General features: G+C 71.3%; 22 protein-coding genes and 1 riboswitch. Of the genes, 12 read left to right on the forward strand and 10 right to left on the reverse strand.

All coding sequences use genetic code 11. The annotated features are described in order from the left end of the window. Positions 1-968, forward strand: a 968-nt coding sequence (locus ACWDSL_RS37585; RefSeq protein ID WP_450492443.1) for a helicase-associated domain-containing protein, incomplete at its 5' end; no start/stop codon positions are given. A gap of 15 nt (positions 969-983) precedes the next feature. Here ACWDSL_RS37585 and ACWDSL_RS37590 read toward each other — a convergent pair. Further along, a complete protein-coding gene (locus ACWDSL_RS37590) occupies positions 984-1610 on the reverse strand; it encodes a Uma2 family endonuclease (RefSeq protein WP_450492444.1) in 627 nt (208 codons plus the stop codon). A 144-nt stretch (positions 1611-1754) separates the two neighbouring features. On the opposite strand from ACWDSL_RS37590, the gene ACWDSL_RS37595 reads away from it, so the two are divergent. Further along, positions 1755-3413: a DNA repair helicase XPB gene (locus ACWDSL_RS37595; protein ID WP_450492445.1), complete on the forward strand. Its 1659-nt coding sequence runs from the start codon at positions 1755-1757 to the stop codon at positions 3411-3413. A 58-nt stretch (positions 3414-3471) separates the two neighbouring features. On the opposite strand, the gene ACWDSL_RS37600 is transcribed toward ACWDSL_RS37595, so the two are convergent. Then, on the reverse strand, positions 3472-4050 hold the full coding sequence (locus ACWDSL_RS37600; RefSeq protein ID WP_450492446.1) for a TetR/AcrR family transcriptional regulator: 579 nt from the start codon (positions 4048-4050) through the stop codon (positions 3472-3474). A 256-nt stretch (positions 4051-4306) separates the two neighbouring features. On the opposite strand from ACWDSL_RS37600, the gene ACWDSL_RS37605 reads away from it, so the two are divergent. Further along, positions 4307-6454, forward strand: coding sequence for a HelD family protein (locus tag ACWDSL_RS37605; protein WP_450492447.1), 2148 nt, complete (start codon positions 4307-4309; stop codon positions 6452-6454). Between the two features lie 10 nt (positions 6455-6464). On the opposite strand, the gene ACWDSL_RS37610 is transcribed toward ACWDSL_RS37605, so the two are convergent. After that, positions 6465-6590, reverse strand: coding sequence for an ArsR family transcriptional regulator (locus tag ACWDSL_RS37610; protein ID WP_450492448.1), 126 nt, complete (start codon positions 6588-6590; stop codon positions 6465-6467). A 582-nt stretch (positions 6591-7172) separates the two neighbouring features. Here ACWDSL_RS37610 and ACWDSL_RS37615 point away from each other — a divergent pair. Next, positions 7173-9167 carry a hypothetical protein gene (locus ACWDSL_RS37615; RefSeq protein WP_450492449.1) on the forward strand — a complete coding sequence of 665 codons (1995 nt, stop codon included), beginning with the start codon at positions 7173-7175 and terminating at the stop codon, positions 9165-9167. Positions 9168-9201: 34 nt separating this feature from the next. On the opposite strand, the gene ACWDSL_RS37620 is transcribed toward ACWDSL_RS37615, so the two are convergent. After that, complete coding sequence (locus ACWDSL_RS37620) at positions 9202-9921, reverse strand: copper homeostasis protein CutC (RefSeq protein WP_450492450.1); 720 nt, start codon at positions 9919-9921, stop codon at positions 9202-9204. A 58-nt stretch (positions 9922-9979) separates the two neighbouring features. On the opposite strand from ACWDSL_RS37620, the gene ACWDSL_RS37625 reads away from it, so the two are divergent. Then, positions 9980-10672 (forward strand): HD domain-containing protein, encoded by a 693-nt coding sequence (locus ACWDSL_RS37625; protein ID WP_450492451.1) that lies wholly within the window; start codon positions 9980-9982, stop codon positions 10670-10672. A gap of 22 nt (positions 10673-10694) precedes the next feature. On the opposite strand, the gene ACWDSL_RS37630 is transcribed toward ACWDSL_RS37625, so the two are convergent. Continuing rightward, on the reverse strand, positions 10695-12776 hold the full coding sequence (locus ACWDSL_RS37630) for a protein kinase domain-containing protein (RefSeq protein ID WP_450492452.1): 2082 nt from the start codon (positions 12774-12776) through the stop codon (positions 10695-10697). 347 nt (positions 12777-13123) lie between these two features. Between ACWDSL_RS37630 and ACWDSL_RS37635 the strand changes: the two genes are divergently transcribed. From ACWDSL_RS37635 to murQ, 5 genes are all read left to right on the forward strand, one after another. Continuing rightward, complete coding sequence (locus ACWDSL_RS37635) at positions 13124-13639, forward strand: GNAT family N-acetyltransferase (RefSeq protein ID WP_450492453.1); 516 nt, start codon at positions 13124-13126, stop codon at positions 13637-13639. A gap of 198 nt (positions 13640-13837) precedes the next feature. Continuing rightward, on the forward strand, positions 13838-15100 hold the full coding sequence (locus tag ACWDSL_RS37640) for a Cmx/CmrA family chloramphenicol efflux MFS transporter (protein WP_450492459.1): 1263 nt from the start codon (positions 13838-13840) through the stop codon (positions 15098-15100). Positions 15101-15160: 60 nt separating this feature from the next. Then, complete coding sequence (locus ACWDSL_RS37645; RefSeq protein WP_358630036.1) at positions 15161-15523, forward strand: hypothetical protein; 363 nt, start codon at positions 15161-15163, stop codon at positions 15521-15523. A 113-nt stretch (positions 15524-15636) separates the two neighbouring features. Then, a complete protein-coding gene (locus ACWDSL_RS37650; protein WP_450492454.1) occupies positions 15637-16566 on the forward strand; it encodes a MurR/RpiR family transcriptional regulator in 930 nt (309 codons plus the stop codon). A 108-nt stretch (positions 16567-16674) separates the two neighbouring features. Then, the gene (gene murQ, locus ACWDSL_RS37655; protein ID WP_450492455.1) at positions 16675-17610 is read left to right on the forward strand and encodes an N-acetylmuramic acid 6-phosphate etherase; all 936 of its coding nucleotides are present in this window, start codon (positions 16675-16677) and stop codon (positions 17608-17610) included. 105 nt (positions 17611-17715) lie between these two features. Here murQ and groL read toward each other — a convergent pair whose 3' ends face one another. The 4 genes from groL to thrC form a co-directional block, all read right to left on the reverse strand. Beyond that, positions 17716-19341: a chaperonin GroEL gene (gene groL, locus ACWDSL_RS37660; RefSeq protein WP_014177535.1), complete on the reverse strand. Its 1626-nt coding sequence runs from the start codon at positions 19339-19341 to the stop codon at positions 17716-17718. A gap of 339 nt (positions 19342-19680) precedes the next feature. Then, positions 19681-19887: a cold-shock protein gene (locus ACWDSL_RS37665; RefSeq protein ID WP_009716982.1), complete on the reverse strand. Its 207-nt coding sequence runs from the start codon at positions 19885-19887 to the stop codon at positions 19681-19683. Between the two features lie 478 nt (positions 19888-20365). Next, entirely contained in the window at positions 20366-20644 is a 279-nt protein-coding gene (locus ACWDSL_RS37670) for a MoaD/ThiS family protein (protein WP_014177536.1), read from the reverse strand. 101 nt (positions 20645-20745) lie between these two features. Beyond that, the gene (thrC, locus tag ACWDSL_RS37675; RefSeq protein ID WP_450492456.1) at positions 20746-22077 is read right to left on the reverse strand and encodes a threonine synthase; all 1332 of its coding nucleotides are present in this window, start codon (positions 22075-22077) and stop codon (positions 20746-20748) included. A 17-nt stretch (positions 22078-22094) separates the two neighbouring features. Continuing rightward, positions 22095-22250, reverse strand: a riboswitch (SAM riboswitch). 168 nt (positions 22251-22418) lie between these two features. Here thrC and ACWDSL_RS37680 point away from each other — a divergent pair. Further along, on the forward strand, positions 22419-23372 hold the full coding sequence (locus ACWDSL_RS37680; RefSeq protein ID WP_450492460.1) for a glucosyl-3-phosphoglycerate synthase: 954 nt from the start codon (positions 22419-22421) through the stop codon (positions 23370-23372). Positions 23373-23429: 57 nt separating this feature from the next. Then, on the forward strand, positions 23430-24890 hold the full coding sequence (locus ACWDSL_RS37685) for an alpha,alpha-trehalose-phosphate synthase (UDP-forming) (RefSeq protein ID WP_450492457.1): 1461 nt from the start codon (positions 23430-23432) through the stop codon (positions 24888-24890). A gap of 82 nt (positions 24891-24972) precedes the next feature. Here the strand turns inward: ACWDSL_RS37685 and otsB are convergent, their stop codons facing one another. Then, positions 24973-25827 carry a trehalose-phosphatase gene (gene otsB / locus ACWDSL_RS37690; protein WP_450492458.1) on the reverse strand — a complete coding sequence of 285 codons (855 nt, stop codon included), beginning with the start codon at positions 25825-25827 and terminating at the stop codon, positions 24973-24975. Positions 25828-26138: the final 311 nt, after the last annotated feature.

Here is a 26138-nt window from a genome sequence, read left to right on the forward strand (position 1 = left end):
ACTTCCGATCCGAGGCTGCCGCCGCCGCGGCGACGGCCGCGCGGCCGCTCGCGCCGCTGCTGCCCCAGCCGCTGGACCACGTCCTCCTCCAGGCCGACCTCACCGCCGTCGCGCCCGGCCCGCTGGAGCGGCCGCTCGCGGCGACGCTCGGCGTCCTGGCCGAGGTGGAGTCCAAGGGCGGCGCCACGGTCTACCGCTTCACACCCGCCTCCGTACGCCGCGCGCTGGACGCCGGGCGGGCGGCGTCCGACCTGCACGCGTTCCTCGCGGAGCACTCCCGCACCCCGGTGCCCCAGCCGCTCGCCTACCTCATCGACGACGTGGCCCGTAAGCACGGCCGGCTCCGCGTCGGCGCCGCCTCCGCCTACGTACGCTGCGACGACGACACCCTGCTGGCCGAAATCCTCGCCGACCGCCGCTCGGCCGGCCTGCGGCTGCGCCGCCTCGCACCGACCGTGCTGGCCGCGCAGGCGGCGCCGGACGCGCTGCTTGAGGGCCTGCGCGCGATGGGGTACGCGCCGGCGGCCGAGTCCGCCGAGGGCGATGTGCTGATCACCCGCGCCGAGGCCCACCGCACCCCGCCCCGCTCGGCCCCCGCACCCGTGCCCGAGGGCCCGCCGATGCCCGACGACACGCTTCTGGGCGCGGCGGTGCGCGCCATCCGCGCAGGTGACCGCGCCGCGACGGCCCCCCACAAGCCGGTCCCGGCGTCCGCCACCGACAGCGGCCGGCTCCCCCGCACCACCTCCGCCGACACCCTCGCCACCATGCAGGCCGCGGCCCTCACCGGCTCGGCCGTCTGGATCGGCTACGTCAACGCGGACGGCGCGGCCAGCCAGCGCGTCATCGCCCCGGTGCGCGTCGAAGGCGGCTTCGTCACGGCGTACGACCACACCGCCGACGAGGTGCGCACATACCCGCTGCACCGGATCACGGGGGTCGCGGAACTGGCGGACGACTCGGCGTGAGCGACGTACAGCCCGTCAGCGCTTCTGCTGGACCAGCGCTCCGGGGTCAACCTCCACCGGCAAGGGCTTCTCGATCAACGTGGTGTGCCCAGCCTCGGCCGCGAGCCGCTCCACATAGCGGCCGTTCTCCAGCTGGGAGACGATCAGCGCAGGGACGGGCTCCAGCTCCAGCCGCCACAGGTGCTCGATCCCGGCATCCGCGTAGAAAGGCGGCTTGAGCAGGCGGTCCATGCGGCGGCCGGAGGACGACGGCGAGACGATCTCGACGACGAGCAGTACCGCCTCGGCGTCGTAGGTCACCGGATCTTCCTCAGCGGCGGCGGCATCCACGACGGCGATGTCCGGAATGAACAGCCCCTCCGGCAGCACCACATTGACCGTCTCGAACACCTCCACCGGCGCACCGGCCGCCTCGACGGCAGCGTCCAGCAAGCGCCACAGACGGGATGAAGCCCGCTGGTGCTTGGTTCCCGGAGCTGGTGACATCACGAGCATTTCCCCCACAAGTTCTCGCCGCTCTCCCCGTTCCTCCCCCAAGGCAAGAACTTCCTCTATCGTCCAGGGCTCGGGGTGCCCCTGCTTGAAGTACTTGAGAGGGCCCTCCGGCCAGGACTCGGGGTGGTACTCGTGCGCGACACTCATCACGCCACCTCCTTCTCGGGAGCCGTCGCCATCAGTCTGGCATCCCCCGCCGACACCCGTCCGACACTCCATTCCCGTTCACCCTCCCGAGTGCGTAACACTGGATGCTTGCCACCCCACCCCCATCATGAAGGGCCCAGGCGCGTGAACGGACCGCTGATCGTCCAAAGCGACAAGACGCTCCTGCTCGAGGTAGACCACGAGCAGGCAGACGCCTGCCGCCGCGCCATCGCCCCCTTCGCCGAGCTGGAGCGGGCTCCCGAGCACATCCACACCTACCGGGTGACCCCGCTCGGCCTGTGGAACGCCCGCGCGGCCGGGCACGACGCCGAGCAGGTCGTGGACGCGCTCGTGCAGTACTCCCGCTACCCCGTCCCGCACGCCCTCCTCGTGGACGTCGCCGAGACCATGGCGCGCTACGGGCGGCTGCGGCTGCTCAAGCACCCCACCCATGGCCTGGTCCTGGAGACCTCCGACCGCCCGGTCCTCCAGGAGGTGCTGCACTCGAAGAAGATCCAGCCGCTGGTCGGCCAGCGCATCGACCCGGACACGGTGGCGGTCCACCCCTCCGAGCGCGGGCAGATCAAGCAGGCGCTGCTCAAGCTGGGCTGGCCCGCCGAGGACCTGGCCGGGTATGTGGACGGCGAGGCGCATCCGATCGAGCTGGACGAGGACGGCTGGGCGCTGCGGCCGTACCAGAAGCAGGCCGTCGAGGGGTTCTGGCACGGCGGGTCCGGGGTCGTCGTGCTGCCCTGTGGCGCCGGGAAGACGCTGGTGGGCGCGGGGGCGATGGCCACCGCCAAGTCCACCACTTTGATCCTGGTGACCAACACCGTCTCGGCCCGCCAGTGGAAGCACGAGCTGGTGAAGCGCACCTCGCTCACCGAGGAGGAGATCGGCGAGTACAGCGGGACGCGCAAGGAGATCCGCCCGGTCACCATCGCCACGTACCAGGTCCTCACGACCAAGCGGAAGGGCGTCTACTCGCACCTGGAGCTCTTCGACTCCCGCGACTGGGGCCTGATCGTCTACGACGAGGTGCATCTGCTGCCGGCGCCGGTCTTCAAGTTCACGGCCGATCTGCAGGCGCGCCGCCGGCTCGGCCTGACCGCGACGCTGGTGCGGGAGGACGGCCGGGAGTCCGATGTCTTCTCCCTCATCGGCCCCAAGCGCTTCGACGCGCCGTGGAAGGAGATCGAGGCGCAGGGCTATATCGCGCCCGCCGACTGCGTCGAGGTCCGGGTCAATCTGACGGAGCACGAGCGCCTGGCGTACGCGACGGCCGAGGCCGACGAGAAATACCGCTACTGCGCGACGACCGCCTCCAAACGCAAGGTCACCGAGGCGCTGGTGGCGCGGCACAAGGGGCAGCAGACCCTGGTCATCGGCCAGTACATCGACCAGCTCGACGAGCTGGGCGAGCATCTGGACGCGCCCGTCATCAAGGGCGAGACGACGAACGCGCAGCGCGAGAAGCTGTTCGACGCCTTCCGGCGGGGCGAGGTCTCCGTCCTCGTCGTCTCCAAGGTCGCCAACTTCTCGGTCGACCTCCCGGAGGCCACGGTCGCCATCCAGGTGTCGGGGACGTTCGGGTCCCGCCAGGAGGAGGCCCAGCGCCTCGGCCGCGTCCTGCGGCCGAAGGCGGACGGCCACCAGGCGGTCTTCTACTCGGTCGTCGCGCGCGACACCATCGACCAGGACTTCGCCGCCCACCGCCAGCGGTTCCTCGCCGAGCAGGGGTACGCCTACCGGATCGTGGACGCGGACGCGCTGCTGGCGGGCGAGGACGTCGAGGACGTATGACGCCCGGCTGTCACGCCCGGCTGTGACGCTCGGCTGTGACGCTCGGCTGTGACGCTCGCTAGTCGGCGGCGTACGACGGCCAGTTCTCCAGGAGCGTGGCCAGGGCGTTGACGCCGCGCTCCCATGACGCCTGGACATCACGCGGGTCCCGGAAGGCGCCGATCGCCTCGAGGCTGGCGTAGCCGTGGAAGGTGCTGCGCACCAGCCGAATGGCGTCGGTCAGGTCCGGGTCACCGAGCCCGTACGCGCGGAACACGGCGGTCGTGGCCTCGATGATGCGAGCGCCGCCCGTGGACCGCGCGGCCACTTCGGGGTCGATCTCGATGTTCGTCGCCGCGTACCGGCCGGGGTGCTCAAGCGCGAAGGCCCGGTAGGCGTTGGCGAAGGCGATCAGCGCGTCGCGCCCGGCCCGCCCGGCCACGGCCGCGGTGAGGCGGTCGGCGAAGTCGCTCGCGGCGCGGAAGGCGACCCGTACGCGCAGGTCCCGGAGGTTCTTGACGTGCGAGTACAGGCTCGCGTCGGCCACTCCGAAGCTGCGCGCAAGCGCGGAGATCGTGACGTTCTCCAGGCCGACGGAGTCCGCCATGTCCGCCGCCGCCTCCGCCACCCGTTCAGGCGTCAGACCCGCACGGGCCATGCGCCACCTCCCTCTCCCTCGTCTCCCTCAACACCTGGCCCATCCAACCAGGCCGGTCGGCGGCGAAGGCCGCGGGGAAAACCATTCGCGGCTCGGCGGAGCACTGACTACAATCGCCCGTCTTGCCGCCTCCCGGACCACCCGGGAGAGCCGCCGCCCGGACGGAAACCGGCCGGCTTCTGACGTGAGCCATTCACGCCCCGCACTTTGTCTGTCTGCTTTGTCTGTCTGCTGTGTACACGCCGGAGGCTACGCCGTGCCCTCGCACGCCCCTGACCACCCCGACCCGCTCGAGCGGGAGCGCACCCATCTCGCCGCGTCCCGTGCCGCCCTGCGCGCCATGCGCGCCGATGTCGAAGCCCTCGACATCAAGGACGTCACCGCCAACTGGGTCAACGCCGAAGTCCTCCAGCGCCAGGTCGACGAGCGCATCAAGGCCCTCGCCGACCTGGCCGACACCCCGCTGTTCTTCGGCCGCCTGAACTATCTGCACGCGCCGGGCGCGGAGTCGGCGGAGGGGGCGGAGGGGGAGCAGCCCGCCGCCGGAGGCGGCTCAACAGAAACTTTTTATATCGGGCGGCGGCATGTCCACGACGCCGATGGCGACCCGATGGTCATCGACTGGCGCGCGCCGGTCTCGCAGCCCTTCTACCAGGCGTCGAAGAAGGCGCCGATGGACGTCGGGCTGCGCCGCCGCTTCGGCTACACCGGCGGCGAGCTGACCGCGTACGAGGACGAGCACCTGACCGACCCGACCGAGGCAGAACACGCGAGCAAACTGCTCCAGGCCGAGATCGAGCGGCCGCGCGTGGGCCCGATGCGGGACATCGTCGCCACGATCCAGCCCGAGCAGGACGAGATCGTACGCGCCGGAATCGGCGGCACGGTCTGCGTCCAGGGGGCGCCGGGCACCGGGAAGACGGCGGTCGGCCTGCACCGGGTGGCGTATCTGCTGTATGCGCACCGGGAGCGGCTCGCCCGCTCCGGCACCCTCGTCATCGGCCCGAACCGCTCGTTCCTCCACTACATCGAGCAGGTCCTGCCCGCGCTCGGCGAGTTGCAGGTCGGCCAGGCCACGGTGGACGACCTCGTCGCGCATGTGGAGGTGCGGGGCACGGACGGCGCCGACGCGGCGGGCCTCAAGGGCGACGCGCGGATGGCCGAGGTGCTGCGGCGCGCCGTACGGTCGCATGTCACGCTGCCGACCGAGCCGTGCATGGTGGTGCGCGGTTCGCGGCGCTGGCGGGTGCCGGCGTACGAACTGGAGGAGATGGTCCGCGAGTTGCTGGACCGCGACATCCGGTACGGCGCGGCCCGCGAGGCGCTGCCGCAGCGGATCGCGCACGCCGTGCTCGTACGGATGGAACAGGCCGGCGAGGCGCCCGACGACCGGGTACAGAACGCGGTGGCCCGCAACCCCGCCGTGAAGGCGGCCGTCAAGGAGATCTGGCCGCCCGTCGACCCGGCCAAGCTCGTGCTGCGGCTGCTGTCCGACCCCGACTTCCTCGCCGAGCAGGCGGACGGGATCCTCGACGCCGACGAGCAGAAGACCATCCTGTGGGCGAAGCCGCCGCGCGGTGTGAAGTCCGCGCAGTGGTCCTCGGCGGACGCGGTGCTCATCGACGAGGCCACCGACCTCGTCGAGCGCACGCACTCGCTCGGCCATGTGGTCCTGGACGAGGCGCAGGACCTGTCCCCCATGCAGTACCGGGCGGTGGGCCGCCGCTGCACCACCGGCTCGGCGACCATCCTCGGCGACATCGCGCAGGGCACCACCCCGTGGGCGACGGCGACCTGGGAGGACGCCCTCGTCCACCTCGGCAAGTCCGGGGCGGCGGTGGAGGAGCTGACCCAGGGCTTCCGGGTGCCGCGCGAGGTGATCGCGTACGCCTCGCGGCTGCTGCCCGCCATCGCCCCCGGCCTGTCGGAGGCCACCTCGATCCGCGAGGCGGCGGGCGACTTCTCCGTACGGGCGGTGGACCCCGCCGCGCCCGACTCGGCCGCGCGCGACTCGGCCGCGCCCGCCCCCGCCGCACTCGACTCCACCGCGCTCGACTCCGCCGTGATCGCCGCCTGCCACGAGGCGCTGGGCCACGAGGGCTCGATCGGCCTGATCGCGGCCGACGCCCGGATCCCGGTGCTGGCGGGCGCCCTGGACGCGGCGGGCCTGGCGTATCTCTCCCCCGGCGAGGAGACCAGCGCCGCCGCCCGCCTCACCCTCGTCCCGGCGACGCTGGCCAAGGGCCTGGAGTACGACTACGTGGTGCTGGACGAGCCAGCCGCGGTGGTCGACGGCGAACCGGACGAGCGCACCGGACTGCGCCGCCTGTATGTGGCACTGACCCGGGCGGTGTCGGGGCTGACGGTGGTCCACGCGGCGCCGCTCCCGGAGCAGTTGGTCTGAGCGGGCCGGATTACGGCAGGGACTTGAACAGGGCCTCGAGGAGACCGGGGAACCGGGGGTCGAGTTCGTCGCGGCGCAGCCGCACATAGCGGTTGCGCCCGGCGATCCGCGGGGTGGTGATCCCAGCCTCGCGCATCACCCGCATTTGACATCCTCCCCCTCTTATTTCAATCTCCGCCCGCCGATGATCTCCACGCCGCCATCAAGGCCGCTGCCGCCCGTGAGGGGCGCTCGCGCTCCCCCACCGGCTGGCCTCCCTCGACCCGCCGAACGCGCCCCTGCTGATCTCCCTCAACAGCAGCGCGCTCTACCTCGGAATGGCGGCGGGCGGCGGCGCGGGCAGCGTGTCCATCGCGCTCCTCGGCGACCTGTGGTTCCCGCTGACAGCGACGCTGCTGTCCCTGCTCGCCACGGCCACGGTCCTGACGACGACGCGCACACCGCGCACGCCTGCCACCCCAGCACCCTCCTCGCACGCAGCGCCGTGCGACGCCCGACCGCTCGTACGACCGCGCGGCTGCCGCCGGTTGATGTCCGTGCGGTCGTCGGGCGTTTCGTGGATCCGGGTGTCACCGGGGCCTCCGAGATGGTGTGATCGGGTGGTCACACCACGCTAAGAAGCACAGCGCATCGGCCGCCGGCGGCAGATCACACAGCCGCAGGACAGGCGGGTAAGACGGGGTGGACAACGGTGGTTGTCCATGGACAAGGGGGACGTGTGGGCAGAGCCGGGCGGCCGCAGGGACCGCCGAAGGGAAGCACAGAAGAGGCCAACGCCCTGGCGGGGTTCTTACGGGATCTCACCGCCGGAATGACCGTACGGGAGCTGGCCGAGCGCTACCGCACCAGCAAGACCATCTGGGGCGAGTACCGGTCCGGCACCAAGATCATCCCGCTGGGCCGGCTCAACGCCGTGGTCAAGGACCGAGTCCGCGACGAGCGCGGCCGGACCACGATGCTGGCCAAGGCGCGGCGCCTGTACGAGGCGGCGGTCACGGCCGAGCAGACGGTCCGCTCGGCGGAGGACCCCGGCGCGGCGCGCCGTCAGGCCGAGGCGGACCGCGCCGAGTCGGAGAAGCTGGTCAAGGCGCTGCTGCAGATCATCACCGCGCTCACGGATCCGGACGAGCCCGTCGGGGCGGGAGCGGACGCGGAGTTGGTACGGCAGCACCTGGCCGAGGCACGCCACCGGCTGGGGGTCGTTCGGGAGGTCCAGCAGGCCGCGGAGCGGGTCCTGGCGGACACGCCGGAACGAGGAGAAGGAGAAGGAGAAGGGGAAGGCCGGGCACGCGCGCCGGGCGCTGAGGCCGAGGACGAGAACAGCGCAGAAGACCACGATGAAAACCGCGATGAGGGGCGGGCCGAGGACCGCCATGGCGACCGCCTACCGGCCATATCGGCCCGCGGGGGCCTGATCCTCCAGTCGGCTCAGGTGCACGACGAGATCGAGGAACAGCGAACCGAAGTCGCCCTCCTATGGCAGCAGATCCGCCCGGCACTCACCGGGTCGGACATCGTCCAGGGCATCGTCCTGGAACGCCTGGACACTCCGCTGACCAGTACAACCCCCGAAGCAACCGGGGTCGCCGGCAACGCCGACGCCCCTGTCACGGAGATCCGCCCCACGGCCGCCCGGCCGCACCGCCGCCGCACCCAGCTGATCCTGGCCGCCGGGGTCGGGGCCGCCGTCGCGGCCGCCACGGCGGGCGTACTCCTCTACGCCCTCCCGGGCCGCGACGACGCGGGCCCGGCCCGTACGCTCTCCTCGCCGCCGCCGCAGCCGCCGCCCTCCTCCTCCGGCCCGGCCGCGGGCGGCCCTTCCGCCTCGCAGAGCAGCAGCCCGACGCCCGAACCCTCCGCCTCCTCACCCCGGCACGAGGACGCCCGGCCCGACACCGAGTCCTCGGCGCCCGCGAAGGACGCGGACGACGTCACCGACCCGGCCGGCGTCTATACCGTCTCCGAGGGCGGCGAGGTGCTGCAGTGGAGCGGAACCGGCAAGTCCTGGCGCTCCATCGGCAACGACGCCGAAAGCATCGTCGCGGGAGGAGCCGGCCTGTTCCGGATCAACGAGTCCGACAAATGGATCTTCCAGTACCGTCCGGCGTCCAAGGGCTGGGAACGGATCGGCTCTCCCGGCGCCCAGTTCATCCAGCAGGGCAGCACGCTTTACGCGGTCAAACCGGAACACGACGCGGTCATGCGCTGGGACGAGAAAGGATGGACCCGCGTCGGATTCGCGTCTTCGAAGCTCTACGCCGGCCAGGTCGGACTGTTCTCCACCCACCCGGATTCCGGGAAAATCTTCCAGTACAGCGGCACCCCGGAGAAGTGGATCGAGGTCGGCGGCCCGGGCGCGGATTTCGCGGTCGGCAAGTCCGTTTGGGGTATCTCCCCCAAACGCGACGCAGTCTTCCAATGGTCCGGAGAGCCGGGCAAATGGTTCCCGGTCGGCGACGCCGCCGACAAGATCTACGCCGGTGGCGCCGGGATGTTCATCGTCCGCGAGTCCACCGGACAGATCCTCAAGTACGACGGGGAGCCCTTCTCCTGGACCCGCATCGGCACCGCCGGCGCCGACCTGATCGTCACCGACCACAAGGTGTACCGCGTCTCCAGCGACCACAAGACCGTCTCCCGCTGGAGCGGCCACGGCTCCACCTGGACCACCATCGGCTCCTCCGCGACCAACAACCTCGCCGCAGTCGACTGAACGCGCCGGGGTGACTCCGGGGCCGCCCCCGAAGTCACCCCACCGGTACCACTTCATCCAGCGCGGCCCGCCACTGAAGCACCGAGGCGGTGCCCACGGGCCCGTCCCACCCCGAGGGCCGGGCCGCGCCGCCGATGTGGAAGGCGTCGATCCGCGCGGCGCGCAGCGCGGGCAGGTGGTCGAGGCGCAGCCCGCCGCCCACCATGATCCGGGGCCCGCCCGCGCCAAGCGCCGCCTCGTCCACCAGGACCGGAAGCCCCTCGTCGACCCCGGCGGACGACCCGGCGGTGAGATACGTGTCCAGCCCCGGAAGGCCCGCGAGCTGCTGACGGAGCACATCGCGGTCGGCGGCCCGGTCGATGGCCCGGTGGAAGGTCCACCGGCTCTCATCGAGCCCGGAACCCGCGCCGACGACGTCCGTGAGCGCGCGGATCGCGGCCAGGTCGGCCAGCCCGTCGGGGGTCAGGAAGCCGAGGACGAACTCGTCCGCCCCCTCGGCCCGCAGCGCCTCCGCCCGCGCGCACAGCGCGTCGAGCGCGGCGGCCCCACCGCATGCGAAGCCGTCGGACGCGCGCAGCATCACCCGCAGCGGGAGGTCCACGGCCGAACGGATCTCGGCGAAGGTCTCGCGGGAGGGACTGAGCCCGTCGGCGGCCATATCGGAGACCAGTTCGAGCCGGTCCGCCCCTCCGGCCTGCGCCGCGACCGCGTCCGCCGCGTCGAGGGCGATCACCTCGAGAATTGGTCTAGACATGCTGAACAGCTTGCCACACCCCACGCGCCCCCACACCCTCACCCCACACAATTGGGCCATGGCCAACCCCGCACCCCGCCACCCAGCCCACGACGCGCTCCTCACCCGCTGGGCGGTGCACCTCAACAGCGCCCGCGAGGCCGCCTGCCATCCGTCCCCATCGCCGTACGGCCAGGACCTCCTCGCCCGCTGGGCCGAACCCCAGCGCCGCTACCACACCACCGACCACCTCATCGCGATCCTGGACCGGGTCGACGAGCTGATCGACCACGCCGCCGACCCCGCCGCCGTCCGCCTCGCCGCCTGGTTCCACGACGCCGTCTACCTGCCCGACCGCTCCACCAACGAGGAGCGCAGCGCCCGCCTCGCCGAACGCGCTCTCCCTGAGGCAGGCGTCCCCCAGGAACGTACGGCCGAAGTCGCCCGCCTGGTCCGCCTCACCCGCACCCACGACCCCGCCCCCGGCGACACCAACGGCGAAGTGCTGTGCGACGCCGACCTGTCGATCCTGGCCAGCTCCCCCGAGCACTACGCCGCGTACACCGCCGCCGTCCGCGAGGAGTACGGCTTCGTCCCCGACGACGCCTTCCGCGACGGCCGGGCGGGCGTGCTGCGCGAACTGCTCGCCATGCCACAGCTGTTCCGTACGCCCAAGGCCCGCGACCGCTGGGAGGACGCGGCGCGCCGGAATCTCGCGACGGAGCTGGCGCTGCTGGATGCGACCGCACCAGCCCCGTCACCCCAGGAATGATCGGGGCGGATCTATGTCGGATTCAGGCGGTCCACAGAACCAACTCGTTGCCACCGGCGCTGGCGAGGGTGCTCCCGTCCGGGCTGAAGGCCACGGAGCGGATCGGCGCACGGTGATCCGTCAATGTGGCAAGTTTCTCGTCGGTGTGCGCGTCCCAAAGATGCATCCTGTGGTCGGCACCGCCACTGGCCAGCATGCCGGCATCGGGGCTGAAGGCCAGCGCGTGCTCCGTCTGCATCCGCCCGCGGTGCCCGGTCAGCTGCCGCCGTAGCCCGCCGGTACGGACGTCCCAGAGGTACACCCAATTCCCGCTGCCACCAGCCAAGGTTTGCCCATCGGGGCTGAAGGCAACCGAGCCTACCCATCTGCGGTGCCCGGTCAGCTCGGAGCGATGCTCCCCAGTGCGGGTATCCTGGAGACGGACAATTCCACCCTCAGCGCTGACCAGCGTCTGCCCATCGGGGCTGAAGGCCAGCGACCACACCATCTTGGACGCGGCCGGCTCGCGACGCTGCTCGCCGGTGCGGATATTCCAGAGGTGGATCCCGTCCGTACCGCTGCCGGCCAGGGTCTGTCCATCGGGGCTGAACGCCAGCCCTGTCACCCATCTGGCGTGCGCCAGCTGGCCGCGCTGCTCCCCAGTGTGTGCGTCCCACAGGCTCACCACCTTGCCACCCCCGATAGTGGCCACCGTGCCGCCATCAGGGCTGAACACCAGCCTGTCCAGGTCACGGTGTGCGATGAGCCGACGGCGCTGCTCTCCGGTGTGCGCGTTCCAGAGGTGGACCCCGCCCTCACCAGCGCTGGCCAGCGTCTGCCCGTCCGGGCTGAAGGCCACCGAGTTCACCGCTCCCATGGCGCGTGTGCCCAATCGGCTGAGCAGGGCATAAGTGCGCATCCCGCTGTTGCCGTACGAGGAGTTGGTGGGGTCGCCGGAGGCGCCGGCGCCGGGGTACTGGAGTGTTTTCGTCGTTGCTCTGTCACCCCGCTCGGCGAGCCGGGCCAGCTCGAAGGCAAGGTTGTCGGCGTCCGGTCGTCCCTCGGGCATCTTGGCCATGAGTGCCACGGTCAGATCGTCCAGCACAGCGGGAATGTCGGGCCGCAATGCGCGAGGGCATGGCGGGGGCTGCTCCACGTGCTGACGCATCAGCGTGTAGAGGGGCTGGCGGGGAGAGAACGGGGGCTGCCCGGTCAGCAGCTCGAAAATCACACAGCCGAGGGAGTACAGGTCGCTGCGGGCGTCGACCGGCTGGGACTGCCACTGCTCGGGCGACATGTACGGCGGTGTACCGATCATTTGTCCGCTGGCGGTCACCGAGGTGACGGCATCCGTGCTGCGCGCGATACCGAAATCGCAGATCTTGACGCGGCCATCGCGCAGCAGGAAGAGGTTGGCCGGCTTCAGGTCCCGGTGGACGATTCCGCGGCTGTGTGCCACGCGCAGAGCGTCGACAGTCTGGCGGGACAGGTCCAGCACCTGCTCGATCGGCAGCCCGGACGGCTGTTGGGCCATCAACTGCGCCAGATCGCAGCCGTGCAGCAGCTCCATCACGATGAACAGATGCCCGTCGTGGCTACCGGCGTCGTGAACCACGGTGATCCCGGGGTGCTGCAGCTTGGCGAGGGCAGCCGCCTCGTCCTGGAAACGCCGTACCGACCCCGGGTCCGCCGGCGCGGGCAGAAGTTTGACCGCGACCTCCCGCCGCAGCACCGACAGGTCGCGGCCCAGCCACACCTGGGCCATGCCACCGCGCCCCAGGATCCTGTGCAGCTCGTACCTGCCGGCCAGAACCTTCCCGGAATCCACTGCGTGCCCCCATTCTCCGGACGCCATTGACGCGTCCCGTCCGGCAAACATCCTGCTCGGATCTGAGGCGCTTGCCGACAGCCGTCGGTGACTGGGTGCTGCTGGCGAGAGCCGTTCCGGTACCAAGACCGACAGGGTCAGGTGGCGGGGAGCTCTCCGCGTGGTCTTGATCAGAGTCAGTGACCGGTCCGGGGACAGCGCGTGCGCCCTGAGCAGATCATAGTCATCCAGGGCCGCGGCGACCGTCCGAGCGGAGTCGTGCATCCTGCCCCCTACCCGGGTCTCGGTGTACAGCACCGTGGGCGAGTCCGGGAATGCTCCTCAACCATCTGCCGCCGCACTGCTCGCCGACAACAAGGCGAGCAGCGGTGGGCGGCGAGGAAGGCCCGGACGCCGGCGGCGGCGGGCCCGCGGCCTGAGGTCGGGTCAAGATCGTGGTACCGTACGCGAGTTCGTGTTGGATCGGATTGAGGACGACAGGGAAGGTGAGTTGATGGCCGCGCTGAAGGCTACTGCGCTGCGCAGCGCCCGGACCGTCCTCACGTCCCGGGCGACGGCCTGATCCAGTCACCCGCCTCGCTGAGAGCGTGAGCTCGCGGGGCAGTCCCACACGAACCTCACCATGAAACGGATCTCATCCCGTCATGCGTACCCACAATCAGTGGACCACCCGCGCCGAGACCGAGGCCGACATCCCGGCCATCCGCGGCATCGTTCTCGCCGCCTTCGACACCCCGTACGAGGCCGGCCTCGTCGACGCCCTGCGCGCCGACGTGTCGTGGATCGAGGGGCTGTCCGTCGTCAGCACCGGCGCGAACGGCACGCCCGTCGGCCATGCGCTGCTGACGCGCTGCCACATCGGCGACACCCCGGCGCTGTGCCTGGCCCCGGTCTCCGTGCTGCCCGAGCACCAGAAGACCGGTGCCGGTTCGGCGGCCATCCGTGCCGCGCTCAGCGCGGCCAGGGAGCTGGGCGAGTACTACGTCACCGTCCTCGGACACCCGGCGTACTACCCGCGGTTCGGCTTCGGCCGCGCCTCCGCCCATGGCATCGGCGTGACCCTCGACGTCCCGGATGAGGCCATGATGGCCCTCACCCTGGACGAGACCCACCCGCTGCCGAGCGGCACCGTCCGTTACGCGGCGCCCTTCGGGGTCTGACAGTCGGCCGTGCGAGGGGCCCCGAGCCTTGGCCCCTCGCACGGTCGGCCTCGACATGCTCTACACAGAAGTCGCGCAGGGCTGCCACCCTGTCAGCACTGCAACGCCTGCGGGGGAGGGCGGAATCGGATGCGGAATACCAAGATCCAGGCGGGAGTTGGTCTTGGCATGTCCCCCACCGACCGCGCTCGCGTCCGCATGCCCGTCGCCGTCTATGTGCTCGGGCTGTCCGTCTTCGCCCTCGGGACCTCGGAGTTCATGCTCTCCGGGCTGCTGCAGCCCATCGCCCGCGACATGGACGTCTCCATCCCGACCGCCGGGCTGCTGATCTCCGCCTTCGCGATCGGGATGGTGGTCGGCGCGCCGCTGCTGGCCGCCGCCACGCTGCGGCTGCCGCGCCGGACGACGCTGATCGCGCTGCTGGCCGCGTTCGGGCTAGGGCAGGTCGCGGGGGCGGTGGCGCCTTCGTACGGGGTGCTGTTCGCGTCCCGGGTGGTCAGCGCGCTCGCATGTGCCGGGTTCTGGGCGGTGGGGGCGGCGGTGGCCGTGTCGCTGGTGCCCGAGAACGCGCGGGCGCGGGCGATGGCGGTGATGCTCGGCGGGTTGAGCGTCGCGAACGTCGTGGGCGTGCCCGCGGGGGCGTTCCTCGGGCAGCACGCCGGGTGGCGGGCGGCCTTCTGGGCGGTGGCGGCGCTGTCGGCGCTCGGGCTGGTGGGCGTGGCCGGGCTCGTACGGCGTACGGAGGCGCCGACCGGGGCGGGCCGGCCGAGGCTCCGTGCCGAACTGTCCATCTACCGCGACCGGCAGGTGTGGCTGGCGCTGATCACCACCGCGCTCAGCGGCGGCGCGGTCTTCTGCCTGTTCTCGTATCTCGCGCCGCTGCTGACAGATGTGGCCGGGATGGACGAGGACTGGGTGCCGAGCGTGCTGGCGCTGTTCGGCGTCGGGGCGCTCGTGGGGACGGCGATCGGCGGCCGGATCGCGGACGCCCATCTCTTCGGCACGCTCTACGGCGGCATCACGGCCTCGACGCTCGTGCTGACCGCCTTGGCACTGACCGCGCACCACGCGGCCGCGGCCGTGAGCCTGGCGTTGCTGCTCGGCGTGACGGCCTTCTTCACCGGGCCCGCGCTCAACGCCCGGATGTTCAATGTCGCGAACGCCGCCCCGACCCTCGCGGGCGCGACCACGACCTCCGCCTTCAACATCGGCAACACGCTGGGCCCCTGGCTCGGCGGGCTCGTCATCGACCTGGGCTGGGGCTACCCGGCCGTGGCCTGGACGGGCGCGGCGCTCGCGGCAGCCGCCGTCGGGACGACGGCGCTCGCCGCACGGCTGCCTCAGGCGGGGGGCGCGTCGCGGGTGGTCGTCGGTTCGGAGGTCCTGGAAGCGGACCTCCTGGAGGACGAGCCGCACAGCGAAGGCCGTCGCGACGGTGTTGACCGGCCCGCACAGTGGTGATCGACGCTCGAATGTCTAGCGACGCTAGCGAACGGGCGCCAGTTGTGCTCAAAGGTGACAATGGGTCTCATGAAGCTCGAACAGGCACTGCACGCGGCACGGGCATTGGTGCTCGCCGATCTCGCGGCGGGAGAAGTGGCCCAGGCGGACATCGTCTCACTCGTCGAGGACTCCATCGCACACCGCAGGTGGTGGGTCGAGCAGTGGCCGGAGGGCGCCACGTACCTGGCCGGGCTGGTGGCCCAGGACGTACAGGACGCCCTGCTCGAGCGGTACGGCCGCTGGCCGCTGTGCCCGGTGTGCACGGAGGGCGGCGACCCCCACGCGCTGGACGTGGAGCCGGAGTTGGGGCCGGATCCGCACTGGGTGTGCGGCAAGACGGCGGTGGCGGTGGCACGGGTGGGGGCGCTCGGGACCGTATGACGGACGGGCGCTCGGGACCGCATGACGGGCGGGCGGACGGGCGGACGGGCACGGTGGAGCCGACAGGGCGGGGCCTCTTGACGGGCCCCGAGCGCTGAAAATATCTTTCACGCGTGAGTAGCAAGCTGAAGGAAATTTTCACCGTGCCCGAAGCCACTCCGCCCGCACCCGCCGCCCTCGCGGCCAAGGTCCGCACCCTCGCGCCCACCATGACCCGCTCGATGCAGCGCGTCGCCGAGGCCGTGGCGGGGGATCCGGCCGGTTGCGCCGCGCTCACCGTCACCGGGCTCGCCGAGCGCACCGGCACCAGCGAGGCCACCGTCGTCCGCACCTCGCGGCTGCTCGGCTACCCCGGCTACCGCGATCTGCGCCTCGCGCTCGCCGCGCTCGCCGCGCAGCAGGCGGCCGGCCGCGCCCCGGCCGTCACGGCGGACATCGCCGTGGACGACCCCATCGCCGACGTCGTCACCAAGCTCGCCCAGGAAGAGCAGCAGTGCCTGGCCGACACCGCCGCCGGTCTTGACACCAGCCAGCTCGAAGCGGCCGTCGCCGCGCTCGCCACCGCCCGCCGGATCGATGTCTACGGCGTCGGCGCCTCCAGCCTGGTCGGCCAGGACCTGGTCCAGAAGCTGCTGCGCATCGGGCTGATAGCGCATGCCCACGCCGACCCGCACCTCGCGGTCACCAACGCCGTGCAGCTGCACTCCGGCGACGTCGCGCTCGCGATCACCCATTCGGGCCGTACCACCGACGTCATCGAGCCCCTGCGCGTCGCCTTCGAGCACGGAGCCACCACCGTCGCGATCACCGGCCGCCCCGACGGTGAGGTCGCGCAGTACGCGGATTTCGTGCTCACCACGTCCACCGCCCGCGAGAGCGAGCTGCGCCCGGCCGCGATGTCCAGCCGCACCAGTCAACTTCTCGTCGTGGATTGCCTCTTCATAGGTGTGGCGCAGCGTACGTACGAGGCGGCCGCGCCCGCGCTGGCGGCCTCGTACGAAGCGCTCGCCCACCGGCATGACCCCCGGCCCGGCCTTCGCTGACCGAGCGTCGAGCATCGAGCGTCGACCGAGTCGGGACACCCCCGTAACGGCGGGGCCCCATACCGGCGGCCCCGTCACCACCCCCGTACCGGAAAGAGCCGCTTCGTCATGACTTCCGCCGCTGAACAGGAACAGCTGCGCGCCCAGCTGGACACGCTCACCACCGAGGCGTTCCGCCCCGAGCTCGCCGAGATCGACCGGCTGGAGACCATCGAGATCGCCCGCATCATGAACGGCGAGGACGCGGCCGTGCCCGCGGCCGTCGCCAGCCAGCTCCCGCGGATCGCCGCCGCGATCGACGACATCGCCGAGCGCATGGCCCGCGGCGGCCGGCTGATCTACGCGGGCGCGGGCACCGCCGGGCGGCTCGGCGTGCTCGACGCCAGCGAGTGCCCGCCCACCTTCAATACGGACCCGGACCGGGTCGTCGGGCTGATCGCGGGCGGCCCCGCCGCCATGGTGACCTCCATCGAGGGCGCCGAGGACAGCAAGGAGCTGGCCGCGGCCGACCTCGACGCGCTGGGCGTCGGCGCCGACGACACCGTCGTCGGCATCTCCGCCTCCGGCCGCACCCCGTACGCGGTCGGCGCGGTCGAGCACGCGCGCAGGCGTGGGGCGCTCAGCGTCGGGCTGTCGTGCAACGCGGGCTCGGCGCTCGCGGCGGCGGCCGAGCACGGTATCGAGGTCGTGGTCGGTCCTGAGCTGCTGACCGGCTCCACCCGGCTGAAGGCGGGCACGGCCCAGAAGCTCGTGCTCAACATGGTGTCGACCATCACCATGATCCGGCTGGGCAAGACCTACGGAAACCTGATGGTCGATGTGCGCGCCTCGAACGAGAAGCTGCGCGCGCGTTCGCGCCGTATCGTCGCCCTGGCCACCGGCGCCCCCGACCCGCAGATCGAGGCCGCGCTGGCCGCCGGCGACGGGGAGACCAAGCACGCCATCCTGGCCATCCTCGGCAAGGTCGACGCCCCGACCGCCGCCCGGCTGCTGAGCGAGTCGGACGGCCATCTGCGGGCGGCCCTGGAGGCCGCGCAGGCTTAAAAGCCTCATTCAGCAACGCCGTCGGGGCGGCACCCTGGGAGAGGGTGCCGCCCCGACTTACCCGATACTTCGGGCAGAGACAGCCGATCGACGTCAAGTCGTCGATCAGAAGTCCATGTCACCGCCCGGCATACCGCCCGGAGCGCCCGCCGCGGCGGCCTTCTCCGGCTTGTCGGCGATGACGGCCTCGGTGGTCAGGAACAGCGCGGCGATCGACGCGGCGTTCTGCAGCGCGGAGCGCGTGACCTTGGCCGGGTCGATGATGCCCTCGGCGATCAGGTCGACGTACTCGCCGGTCGCGGCGTTCAGACCGTGGCCAGGGGTCAGGTTGCGCACCTTCTCCACCACGACGCCGCCCTCGAGGCCGGCGTTGACCGCGATCTGCTTCAGCGGGGCCTCGAGCGCCAGGCGCACGGCCTGGGCGCCGGTGGCCTCGTCGCCGTCCAGCTCCAGCTTGTCGAAGACCGAGACGGTCTGCAGCAGGGCCACGCCACCACCGGCGACGATGCCCTCCTCGACGGCGGCCTTGGCGTTGCGCACCGCGTCCTCGATGCGGTGCTTGCGCTCCTTGAGCTCGACCTCGGTGGCGGCACCGGCCTTGATGACGGCCACGCCGCCGGCCAGCTTCGCCAGGCGCTCCTGGAGCTTCTCGCGGTCGTAGTCCGAGTCCGAGGACTCGATCTCGGCGCGGATCTGGTTGACGCGGCCCTGCACCTGGTCGGTGTCGCCGGCGCCGTCCACGATGGTGGTCTCGTCCTTGGTGACGGTCACCTTGCGGGCACGGCCCAGCAGGTCGACGCCCGCGTTCTCCAGCTTGAGGCCGACCTCCTCGGAGATGACGGTGCCACCGGTGAGGATGGCGATGTCGCCGAGCATGGCCTTGCGGCGGTCACCGAAGCCCGGGGCCTTGACGGCCACGGACTTGAAGGTGCCACGGATCTTGTTGACGACCAGGGTCGCCAGGGCCTCGCCCTCGATGTCCTCGGCGATGATCAGCAGCGGCTTGCCCGACTGCATGACCTTCTCCAGCAGCGGAAGGAGGTCCTTCACGCTGGTGATCTTCGAGTTGACGATCAGGATGTACGGGTCGTCGAGCGACGCCTCCATACGCTCCATGTCGGTGGCGAAGTACGGGGAGATGTAGCCCTTGTCGAAGCGCATGCCCTCGGTGAGCTCGAGCTCGAGCCCGAAGGTCTGCGACTCCTCGACGGTGATGACGCCTTCCTTGCCGACCTTGTCCATCGCCTCGGCGATGAGCTCGCCGATCTGGGTGTCGGCGGCGGAGATGGAGGCGGTGGAGGCGATCTGCTCCTTGGTCTCCACGTCCTTGGCCTGCTCGAGCAGCTGGGCGGAGACGGCCTCGACGGCCTTCTCGATGCCGCGCTTGAGGGCCATCGGGTTGGCGCCCGCGGCAACGTTCCGCAGGCCCTCCTTGACCAGCGCCTGGGCGAGGACGGTCGCGGTCGTCGTGCCGTCACCGGCGACGTCGTCCGTCTTCTTCGCGACCTCCTTGACCAGCTCGGCGCCGATCTTCTCGTACGGGTCCTCGAGCTCGATCTCCTTGGCGATGGACACACCATCGTTGGTGATCGTGGGGGCGCCCCACTTCTTCTCGAGGACGACGTTGCGGCCCTTGGGGCCGAGGGTGACCTTGACGGCGTCGGCGAGCTGGTTCATCCCGCGCTCGAGGCCGCGCCGAGCCTCCTCGTCGAACGCGATGATCTTGGCCATGTGAAGTGGTCCTCCCAAGACGGGGTGGATTGCTCCGGACCGCGCCTGGCGCCCGCGACGGACGGTCTGTCTGCCGTGCGGTTCCTTGCCCCGCACGGTCCGACGGACCTCACCGACCCGATCCTTCTGTCACTCTCACTCTCAGAGTGCTAACGCCAATGATTAGCACTCGACCCCTTAGAGTGCAAGCGCCCAAAGGGCTACGGGAGAGGACATGCTGGTCACAGGGTTGGGACAAGCTGGTCGCGGTGATCGTCTGCGGTCACGTCAAAGGGCCCGCCACCCCTGGGGGTACGGGCCCTTTAAACAGTCCAGTCAGCTGCCTCGCGTCGGCGCGCTTCAGCCAACAGCCACGCGGACCATGTCCGCCTGCGGCCCCTTCTGACCCTGCGAGATCTCGAACTCGACCCGCTGGCCTTCCTCGAGGGTGCGGTAGCCGTCCATCTGGATCGCGCTGTAGTGGACGAACACGTCCGCACCACCGTCGACCGCGATGAAGCCGTACCCCTTCTCCGCGTTGAACCACTTGACGGTGCCCTGAGCCATTCCTAACTCCCCTATTGCTGGCCCTTGCGCAGGACCGCACTCCGCGGACCCGGGTCAGACCTCACCCCCCGAGTCGAGGGGGGTGTGCGCCGGAACGCGTCGACCGCCGCTGAATGTATCTGTCCAACTGCCCTGTGCAACAGGTCAATCGGACGAGAATTCTGGCGACGGCTGAACGGTAATAAGTGGCAAATTCCCGCGAATTCAGGGCAAGCCGGGTCGGACATAAGGGATTAACCCGGCAATTCGCGCGCACACTTCACGCACAAGTTGACGAGTTCTCATATGCGGTCGACGCGGCGCCGACGCTAGGGGATCCCCTCAACTGTATCGCGGTTCAAGACACGGAATCGCCCCGTCCGTTTCTATCAGGACGGGGCGATTCCGTTTAACTCGGGGTCACGGATTCCGTTTAAGCCGTGGTCGCGGATTCCGTTTAAGCCGTGGTCACGGCGGGGTCACGGCGGGTCCGACCGGCTCAGCAGCCGCCCGCGACCGCCGGAATGATCGAGACACCGGCGCCGTCCGGGGTCGCCGTCTCCAGGCCCTCCGCGAAGCGCACATCGTCGTCGTTGACGTAGACATTCACGAAACGGCGCAGCTTGCCGGTGTCGTCCAGAACGCGGGCCGCGATGCCCTGGTGGTTGCGGTCCAGGTCCGTCAGGACCTCGGCAAGGGTCGTCCCCTCGGCGCTGACCTCGGCCTGCCCGCCGGTGTAGGTGCGGAGGATGGTCGGGATCCGGACATTGACGCTCATGCGGGTTTCACCTTCTGTGGGAAGTGCTGCGGGAAGCGAGGGCGAATTCGAGGGGCGAATTCAAGCCAGCTGATCTCAGCCGAGCTATGCGCCGAGCCGATTCAGCCCAGACCGGCCTCGCGGAACGCGTCGAGACTCGGGCGGATCACCGCCGTGGGCCCAGTCGTCGGGGCGACCGCGTCAAGCGTCTTGAGGCCGTCTCCGGTGTTGAGCACGACGGTGGTGAGGGTGGGGTCAAGCACCCCGTTCTCGAGCAGCTTCTTCGCCACACCCAGGGTCACCCCGCCCGCGGTCTCCGCGAAGATCCCCTCCGTACGGGCCAGCAGCTTGATCGCGTCGACGACCTGCTCGTCGTTCACGTCCTCCACCGCCCCGCCCGTACGGCGCGCGATGTCCAGCACATACGGCCCGTCCGCCGGGTTGCCGATGGCCAGCGACTTGGCGATGGTGTTCGGCTTCTGCGGCCGCACCACGTCATGGCCGGCCTTGAAGGCGGTGGAGACCGGGGAGCAGCCCTCGGCCTGGGCGCCGAAGATCTTGTACGGCTTGTCCTCGACGAGGCCGAGCGCGATGAGCTCCTTCAGCCCCTTGTCGATCTTTGTGAGCTGCGAGCCGGACGCGATCGGGATGACCAGCTGGTCCGGCAGCCGCCAGCCGAGCTGTTCGCAGATCTCGTACGCGAGGGTCTTGGACCCCTCCGCGTAGTACGGGCGCAGGTTGACGTTGACAAAGCCCCAGCCCTCGCCCGCCGGGTCGCCGATCAGCTCGCTGCAGAAGCGGTTGACGTCGTCGTACGTGCCCTCGATGGCGACCAGGTCGCCGCCGTAGATGGCGGCCATGACGACCTTGCCCTGCTCCAGGTCGTGCGGGATGAAGGTGCAGGAGCGCAGGCCGGCGCGGGCGGCCGCGGCGCCGACCGCGCCCGCGAGGTTGCCGGTGGAGGAGCAGGAGAGGGTGGTGAAGCCGAAGGCGCGGGCGGCCTCGACGGCCTGGGCGACCACGCGGTCCTTGAAGGAGTGCGTCGGGTTCCCGGAGTCGTCCTTGATGTGCAGCTCGCCGGTCACCCCCAGCTCGCGGGCCAGGTTGTCGGCCTTCACCAGCTTGGTGAAGCCGGGGTTGATGTTGGGCTTGTCGGCCACGTCGGCCGGGACGGGCAGCAGCGGGGCGTAGCGCCAGATGTTGTTCGGCCCGGCCTCGATCCGCTTGCGCAGCCCTTCGGGGTCGCCGGTCGGCAGGTCGTACGCGACTTCGAGCGGCCCGAAACACTCCACACAGGCGAAAATGGGGCCGAGGGGGAAACGCTCCCCGCACTCGCGACAGGACAGTGCGACGGCGGGGCCGAGCGAGACGGAGGAACCAGCGGAACCGGCAGAACCAGCGGAACCAGCGGAATCAGCGGATCCAGTAGAGCTTTCGACAGCTTGCACAGCCATGGAGGCGAGGCCCTTTCTCCTCATCTTCCTCACGGCGCATCTCGCCGCGAGCCGGAATTGGCACCTTCCCTAGCCGGGCCCCGCTTCGTATGACGCATCAGCGACGAATCAGGACTGGCTGGAGGGTTGCCGGGGCTTCAACGGGCCGTTCCCTCTGCCCCTCTGGATGAGCGGTATGACGCCGGCCGAACCGGCGTGTTTATCGCACGGGACCCCCGACATACAGCGGTCACGTGCGCTGTTCAAGACTGTAACCGAAGGCCCGGATGGTTGAGATAGTCGTCCGAAGCGCGAGATGGGTCACAGCTGACGCGCGCGATCCACAAGAGGGAGGCATGGCCGTGCTGGAAGAGGTGGAGCGCTGGCTGAAGGAGCGGTCCTGGTCCGCCGACGACCGTCCACTGACGCGCCTGCTCGCCGCCAAGCGCGCCACGGGCCGGACGGTGAGCGTCGTCCTGCCCGCCCTCAACGAGGAGGCGACGGTCGGCGAGATCGCCGCGGCCATCCGCCGCGAGCTGATGGGCGAGGCCGCGCCCCTGGTCGACGAGCTGGTGGTGGTGGACTCCGGGTCCACCGACCGCACCGCCGAGGTCGCCGCGGCGGCCGGGGCGAGGGTGGTGCACCGGGACTCCCTGCTGCCCGAGCTGCCGGCGTTGCCGGGCAAGGGCGAGGTGCTGTGGCGGTCGCTGCTGGCGACCAGCGGCGACATCATCTGCTTCATAGACGCCGACCTGCGCGAATTCGATGCCCGCTTCGTCTCCGGGATCGTCGGCCCGCTGCTGACCGACCCGGACGTACAGCTGGTCAAGGGCATGTACGACCGGCCGCTCGGCAAGGCGGTTGGCCAAGGCGGACGGGTCACCGAGCTGGTCGCCCGGCCGCTGCTCAATCTGCACTGGCCGCTGCTGGCCGGTTTCGTACAGCCGCTCGGCGGCGAGTACGCGGCGCGCCGCTCGCTGCTTGAGCGGCTGCCGTTCCCCGTCGGATACGGGGTGGAACTCGCCATTCTCATCGACTCGCTGCACACGGTCGGGCTCGACGCGCTCGCCCAGGTCGACCTCGGCGTGCGCAAACACCGCCACCAGGACCCGCAGGCGCTCGGCCGGATGGCGGCCACGATCTACCGCACGGCCCAGCTGCGGCTGGCCCGCGGGCATCTGGTGCGGCCGCGGCTGACCCAGTTCGACCGGGGCGACGCCGGGTCCGGGTTTGTGGCGCGGACCAGCGATGTGGACACGGAGGAGCGGCCGCCGATGATCGAGATCCCGGAGTACGCGGAGCGGCGGGCGGCGTGAGGGGGGAAGAAACCGCACGCACGTTTGCGCGACGCGTGGGGTGGCTAGGTACGCGACATGGCCTCTGAGCACAGTGCTGCACAGGTCCTCGTCGCGTCCAACCGCGGCCCGGTCTCCTACACCCTGCGGGAGGACGGTTCGCTCGACGCCAAGCGCGGCGGCGGCGGGCTGGTCTCCGGTCTCAGTGCCATCGGGCCGGACGCCGGGGCCGTATGGGTCTGCGCGGCGCTGGGCGATGGCGACCGCGAGGCGGCCGGGCGGGCCGGGGCCGGGCATCTGGACGCGGGCGACACGGGCGGGCAGCTGGTGCGGATGCTCGACATCGCGCCGGAGGTCTTCGACGCCGCGTACAACGGCATCGCGAACTCGGTGCTGTGGTTCGTCCACCACCTGCTCTACCAGACGCCGCTCGAACCGGTGTTCGGCGTGGAGTTCCGCGCCCAGTGGGACGCCTACGAAACGTACAACGCGGCCTTCGCGGACGCCCTCGCCCAGGAGGCCGCCGACGGCGCGGCCGTGCTGATCCAGGACTACCACCTGGCGCTGGTGCCAGGGCTGCTCCGCGAGCGGCGGCCCGACCTGCGGATCGGCCACTTCTCGCACACCCCCTGGGCGCCCCCGGACTACTACCGGCTGCTGCCGGACGACGTGGCGGCGGGCGTGCTGCGCGGCATCCTCGGCGGTGACCGCGCCGCGTTCCTCACCGAGCGCTGGGCCCTGGCCTTCGCCGACTGCGCCGCGGCCGTGCTCGGCGCGGAGGTGGTGCGGGACGGCGCGCGGCTGTCCGTGCGCCTCGACGGGCGCGAGACCCGGCTGGGCGTGCACGGCCTCGGCGCGGACGCGGACTTCCTGCTCCAGCGGTCCCGGGCCGCGGACGTCGACGAGCGGCTGACGGCCCTGCGCGCGCAGATCGGCCCCGGGCGCAGAACCGTCGTCCGGGTGGACCGCACCGAGCTGTCCAAGAACATCGTCCGCGGGCTGCTGGCCTACCGGCGGCTGCTGGAGACCCGCCCCGAATGGCGGGAGCGCGTGGTGCACATCGCCTTCGCCTACCCCTCCCGCCAGGACCTGGCCGTCTACCGCGACTACACCGAGCAGGTGCGGCGGGTCGCCGACGGGATCAACGCCGAGTACGGCACGGAGGGCTGGCAGCCGGTCGCCCTCCATGTGAAGGACGACTTCGCGCGGTCGCTCGCCGCCTACCGGCTGGCGGACGTGGCCCTGGTCAACCCGATCCGGGACGGCATGAACCTGGTCGCCAAGGAGGTGCCGGTCGTCTCCGAGCGCGGCTGCGCGCTGGTGCTGTCGCGGGAGGCCGGGGCGTACGCGGAGCTGGGCGAGGCCGCGCTGGTGGTCAACCCGTACGACATCGAGGCGACGGCGCGGGCGCTGCACGAGGCGCTGTCGATGGGGGACGGCGAGCGGGCGGAGCGTACGAAGCGGCTGGTGGCCGCGGCGACCGCGCTGCCGCCCGCGCAGTGGTTCCTCGCGCAGCTGCGGGAGCTGACGGAGACCTGACGCCGGGGGTTCGGTGAGGTCTGCCGCCCGCGGCCCGGAAAGGTCTGCCGCCCGCGGCTCACGCAGGGCTCCTCAGGGCTCCTCAGTGCCCGATCGCCCGGGCCAGGGAAGTCAGCAGGTCCACGACCCCGGCGGGGCCGTCGACCACCAGGTCGGCGCGCTGGGCCAGCTCGGTGACCTCGGTGCTGCCGCTGCACACCAGCACCCCGGGCACCCCCTGCGACCTGAGCCGTTCCACCGCCGCGAACGCGGCCAGGTCCCCCAGGTCGTCGCCCGCGTACAGCACCGCCGTGGCCCCGGTCTCCCGTACGTACTCGGTGAGGGCGACGCCCTTGTCCATGCCCGGCGGGCGCAGTTCGAGCACCAGGCGGCCGGGCTCGACGATCAGCCCGTGCCGCTCGGCGAGGTGGCGCAGCGGTTCGCGCAGCGCCTCGAAGGCACCCTGCGGATCGGCGGCGCGGCGGGTGTGGACGGCGACGGCGCGCCCCTTCTCCTCCACGGTGGCGCCCACGGTGGCGCCGCCCGCGCCGCCGACCGCTGCGAGTACGTCCGGGAGTTCGGCCTGGGCCGCCGCGACGCCCGGGTGCGGGGGCGGGGCGGTGATCTCGCGGTCGGCGGCGTCCCAGCGCTCGGCGCCGTAGTGGCCGAGGACCACCAGGTGGTCGAGGCCGTCGGTCTCGGCGAAGCCGCCGTACGCCACGGCGAGGGCGGCCGGACGGCCAGTGATCACCGCGACGGAGCGCAGCCCCGGGGCGAGCCGGGAGAGCGCGGGCGCGGCGCCGGGATGGGCGCGCGCCTGGTCGGGGTCGGGGACGATATCGGCGAGGGTGCCGTCGAAGTCGAAGGCGGCGATGGCCTCTCGGGGCCGCTCAAGGATCGCCGCGAGGCCGTCACGGCCGGCCGCTGTCGTGGGTACGGGAAGAGGGTGGCTGCCCATACGGCCGACCCTATCGCCGTGGGGGTGGGGAGGTGGGGCGGTCCGCGTCAGTGGCCGGTTCCGGGCCGGCGGCCGGTGCCCGACGCCGACATCCGGCGCCGACGTCCGGCGCCGCTCCTGACAGCTGCGGCGGGACAGCCAGGCGCTGCGGCGCGTCAGGCCGAACCGGGCGCGCGAGCGGTGGCGCGGCGCGAGCGGTCGGGGGAGGCGGCGGTCGGGGTCGGCGGCGGCCCGCGTCAGCGGCGTTCGCGTCAGCGGCGTTCGCGTCAGCGGCGTTCGCGTCAGCGGCGTTCGCGTCAGCGGCGTTCGCG

The sequence above is a fragment of the Streptomyces sp. NPDC000941 genome, from assembly GCF_053599555.1.

What these genes read in the sequence shown, in the direction of transcription:
- ACWDSL_RS37590 (WP_450492444.1), bottom strand. Translation starts at nt 1,610, where the DNA reads ATGAGTGTCGCGCACGAGTACCACCCCGAGTCCTGGCCGGAGGGCCCT.
- ACWDSL_RS37600 (WP_450492446.1), bottom strand. Translation starts at nt 4,050, where the DNA reads ATGGCCCGTGCGGGTCTGACGCCTGAACGGGTGGCGGAGGCGGCGGCG.
- ACWDSL_RS37610 (WP_450492448.1), bottom strand. Translation starts at nt 6,590, where the DNA reads ATGCGCGAGGCTGGGATCACCACCCCGCGGATCGCCGGGCGCAACCGC.
- ACWDSL_RS37620 (WP_450492450.1), bottom strand. Translation starts at nt 9,921, where the DNA reads ATGTCTAGACCAATTCTCGAGGTGATCGCCCTCGACGCGGCGGACGCG.
- ACWDSL_RS37625 (WP_450492451.1), top strand. Translation starts at nt 9,980, where the DNA reads ATGGCCAACCCCGCACCCCGCCACCCAGCCCACGACGCGCTCCTCACC.
- ACWDSL_RS37635 (WP_450492453.1), top strand. Translation starts at nt 13,124, where the DNA reads ATGCGTACCCACAATCAGTGGACCACCCGCGCCGAGACCGAGGCCGAC.
- ACWDSL_RS37640 (WP_450492459.1), top strand. Translation starts at nt 13,838, where the DNA reads ATGCCCGTCGCCGTCTATGTGCTCGGGCTGTCCGTCTTCGCCCTCGGG.
- ACWDSL_RS37645 (WP_358630036.1), top strand. Translation starts at nt 15,161, where the DNA reads ATGGGTCTCATGAAGCTCGAACAGGCACTGCACGCGGCACGGGCATTG.
- murQ (WP_450492455.1), top strand. Translation starts at nt 16,675, where the DNA reads ATGACTTCCGCCGCTGAACAGGAACAGCTGCGCGCCCAGCTGGACACG.
- groL (WP_014177535.1), bottom strand. Translation starts at nt 19,341, where the DNA reads ATGGCCAAGATCATCGCGTTCGACGAGGAGGCTCGGCGCGGCCTCGAG.
- ACWDSL_RS37665 (WP_009716982.1), bottom strand. Translation starts at nt 19,887, where the DNA reads ATGGCTCAGGGCACCGTCAAGTGGTTCAACGCGGAGAAGGGGTACGGC.
- ACWDSL_RS37670 (WP_014177536.1), bottom strand. Translation starts at nt 20,644, where the DNA reads ATGAGCGTCAATGTCCGGATCCCGACCATCCTCCGCACCTACACCGGC.
- thrC (WP_450492456.1), bottom strand. Translation starts at nt 22,077, where the DNA reads ATGGCTGTGCAAGCTGTCGAAAGCTCTACTGGATCCGCTGATTCCGCT.
- ACWDSL_RS37685 (WP_450492457.1), top strand. Translation starts at nt 23,430, where the DNA reads ATGGCCTCTGAGCACAGTGCTGCACAGGTCCTCGTCGCGTCCAACCGC.
- otsB (WP_450492458.1), bottom strand. Translation starts at nt 25,827, where the DNA reads ATGGGCAGCCACCCTCTTCCCGTACCCACGACAGCGGCCGGCCGTGAC.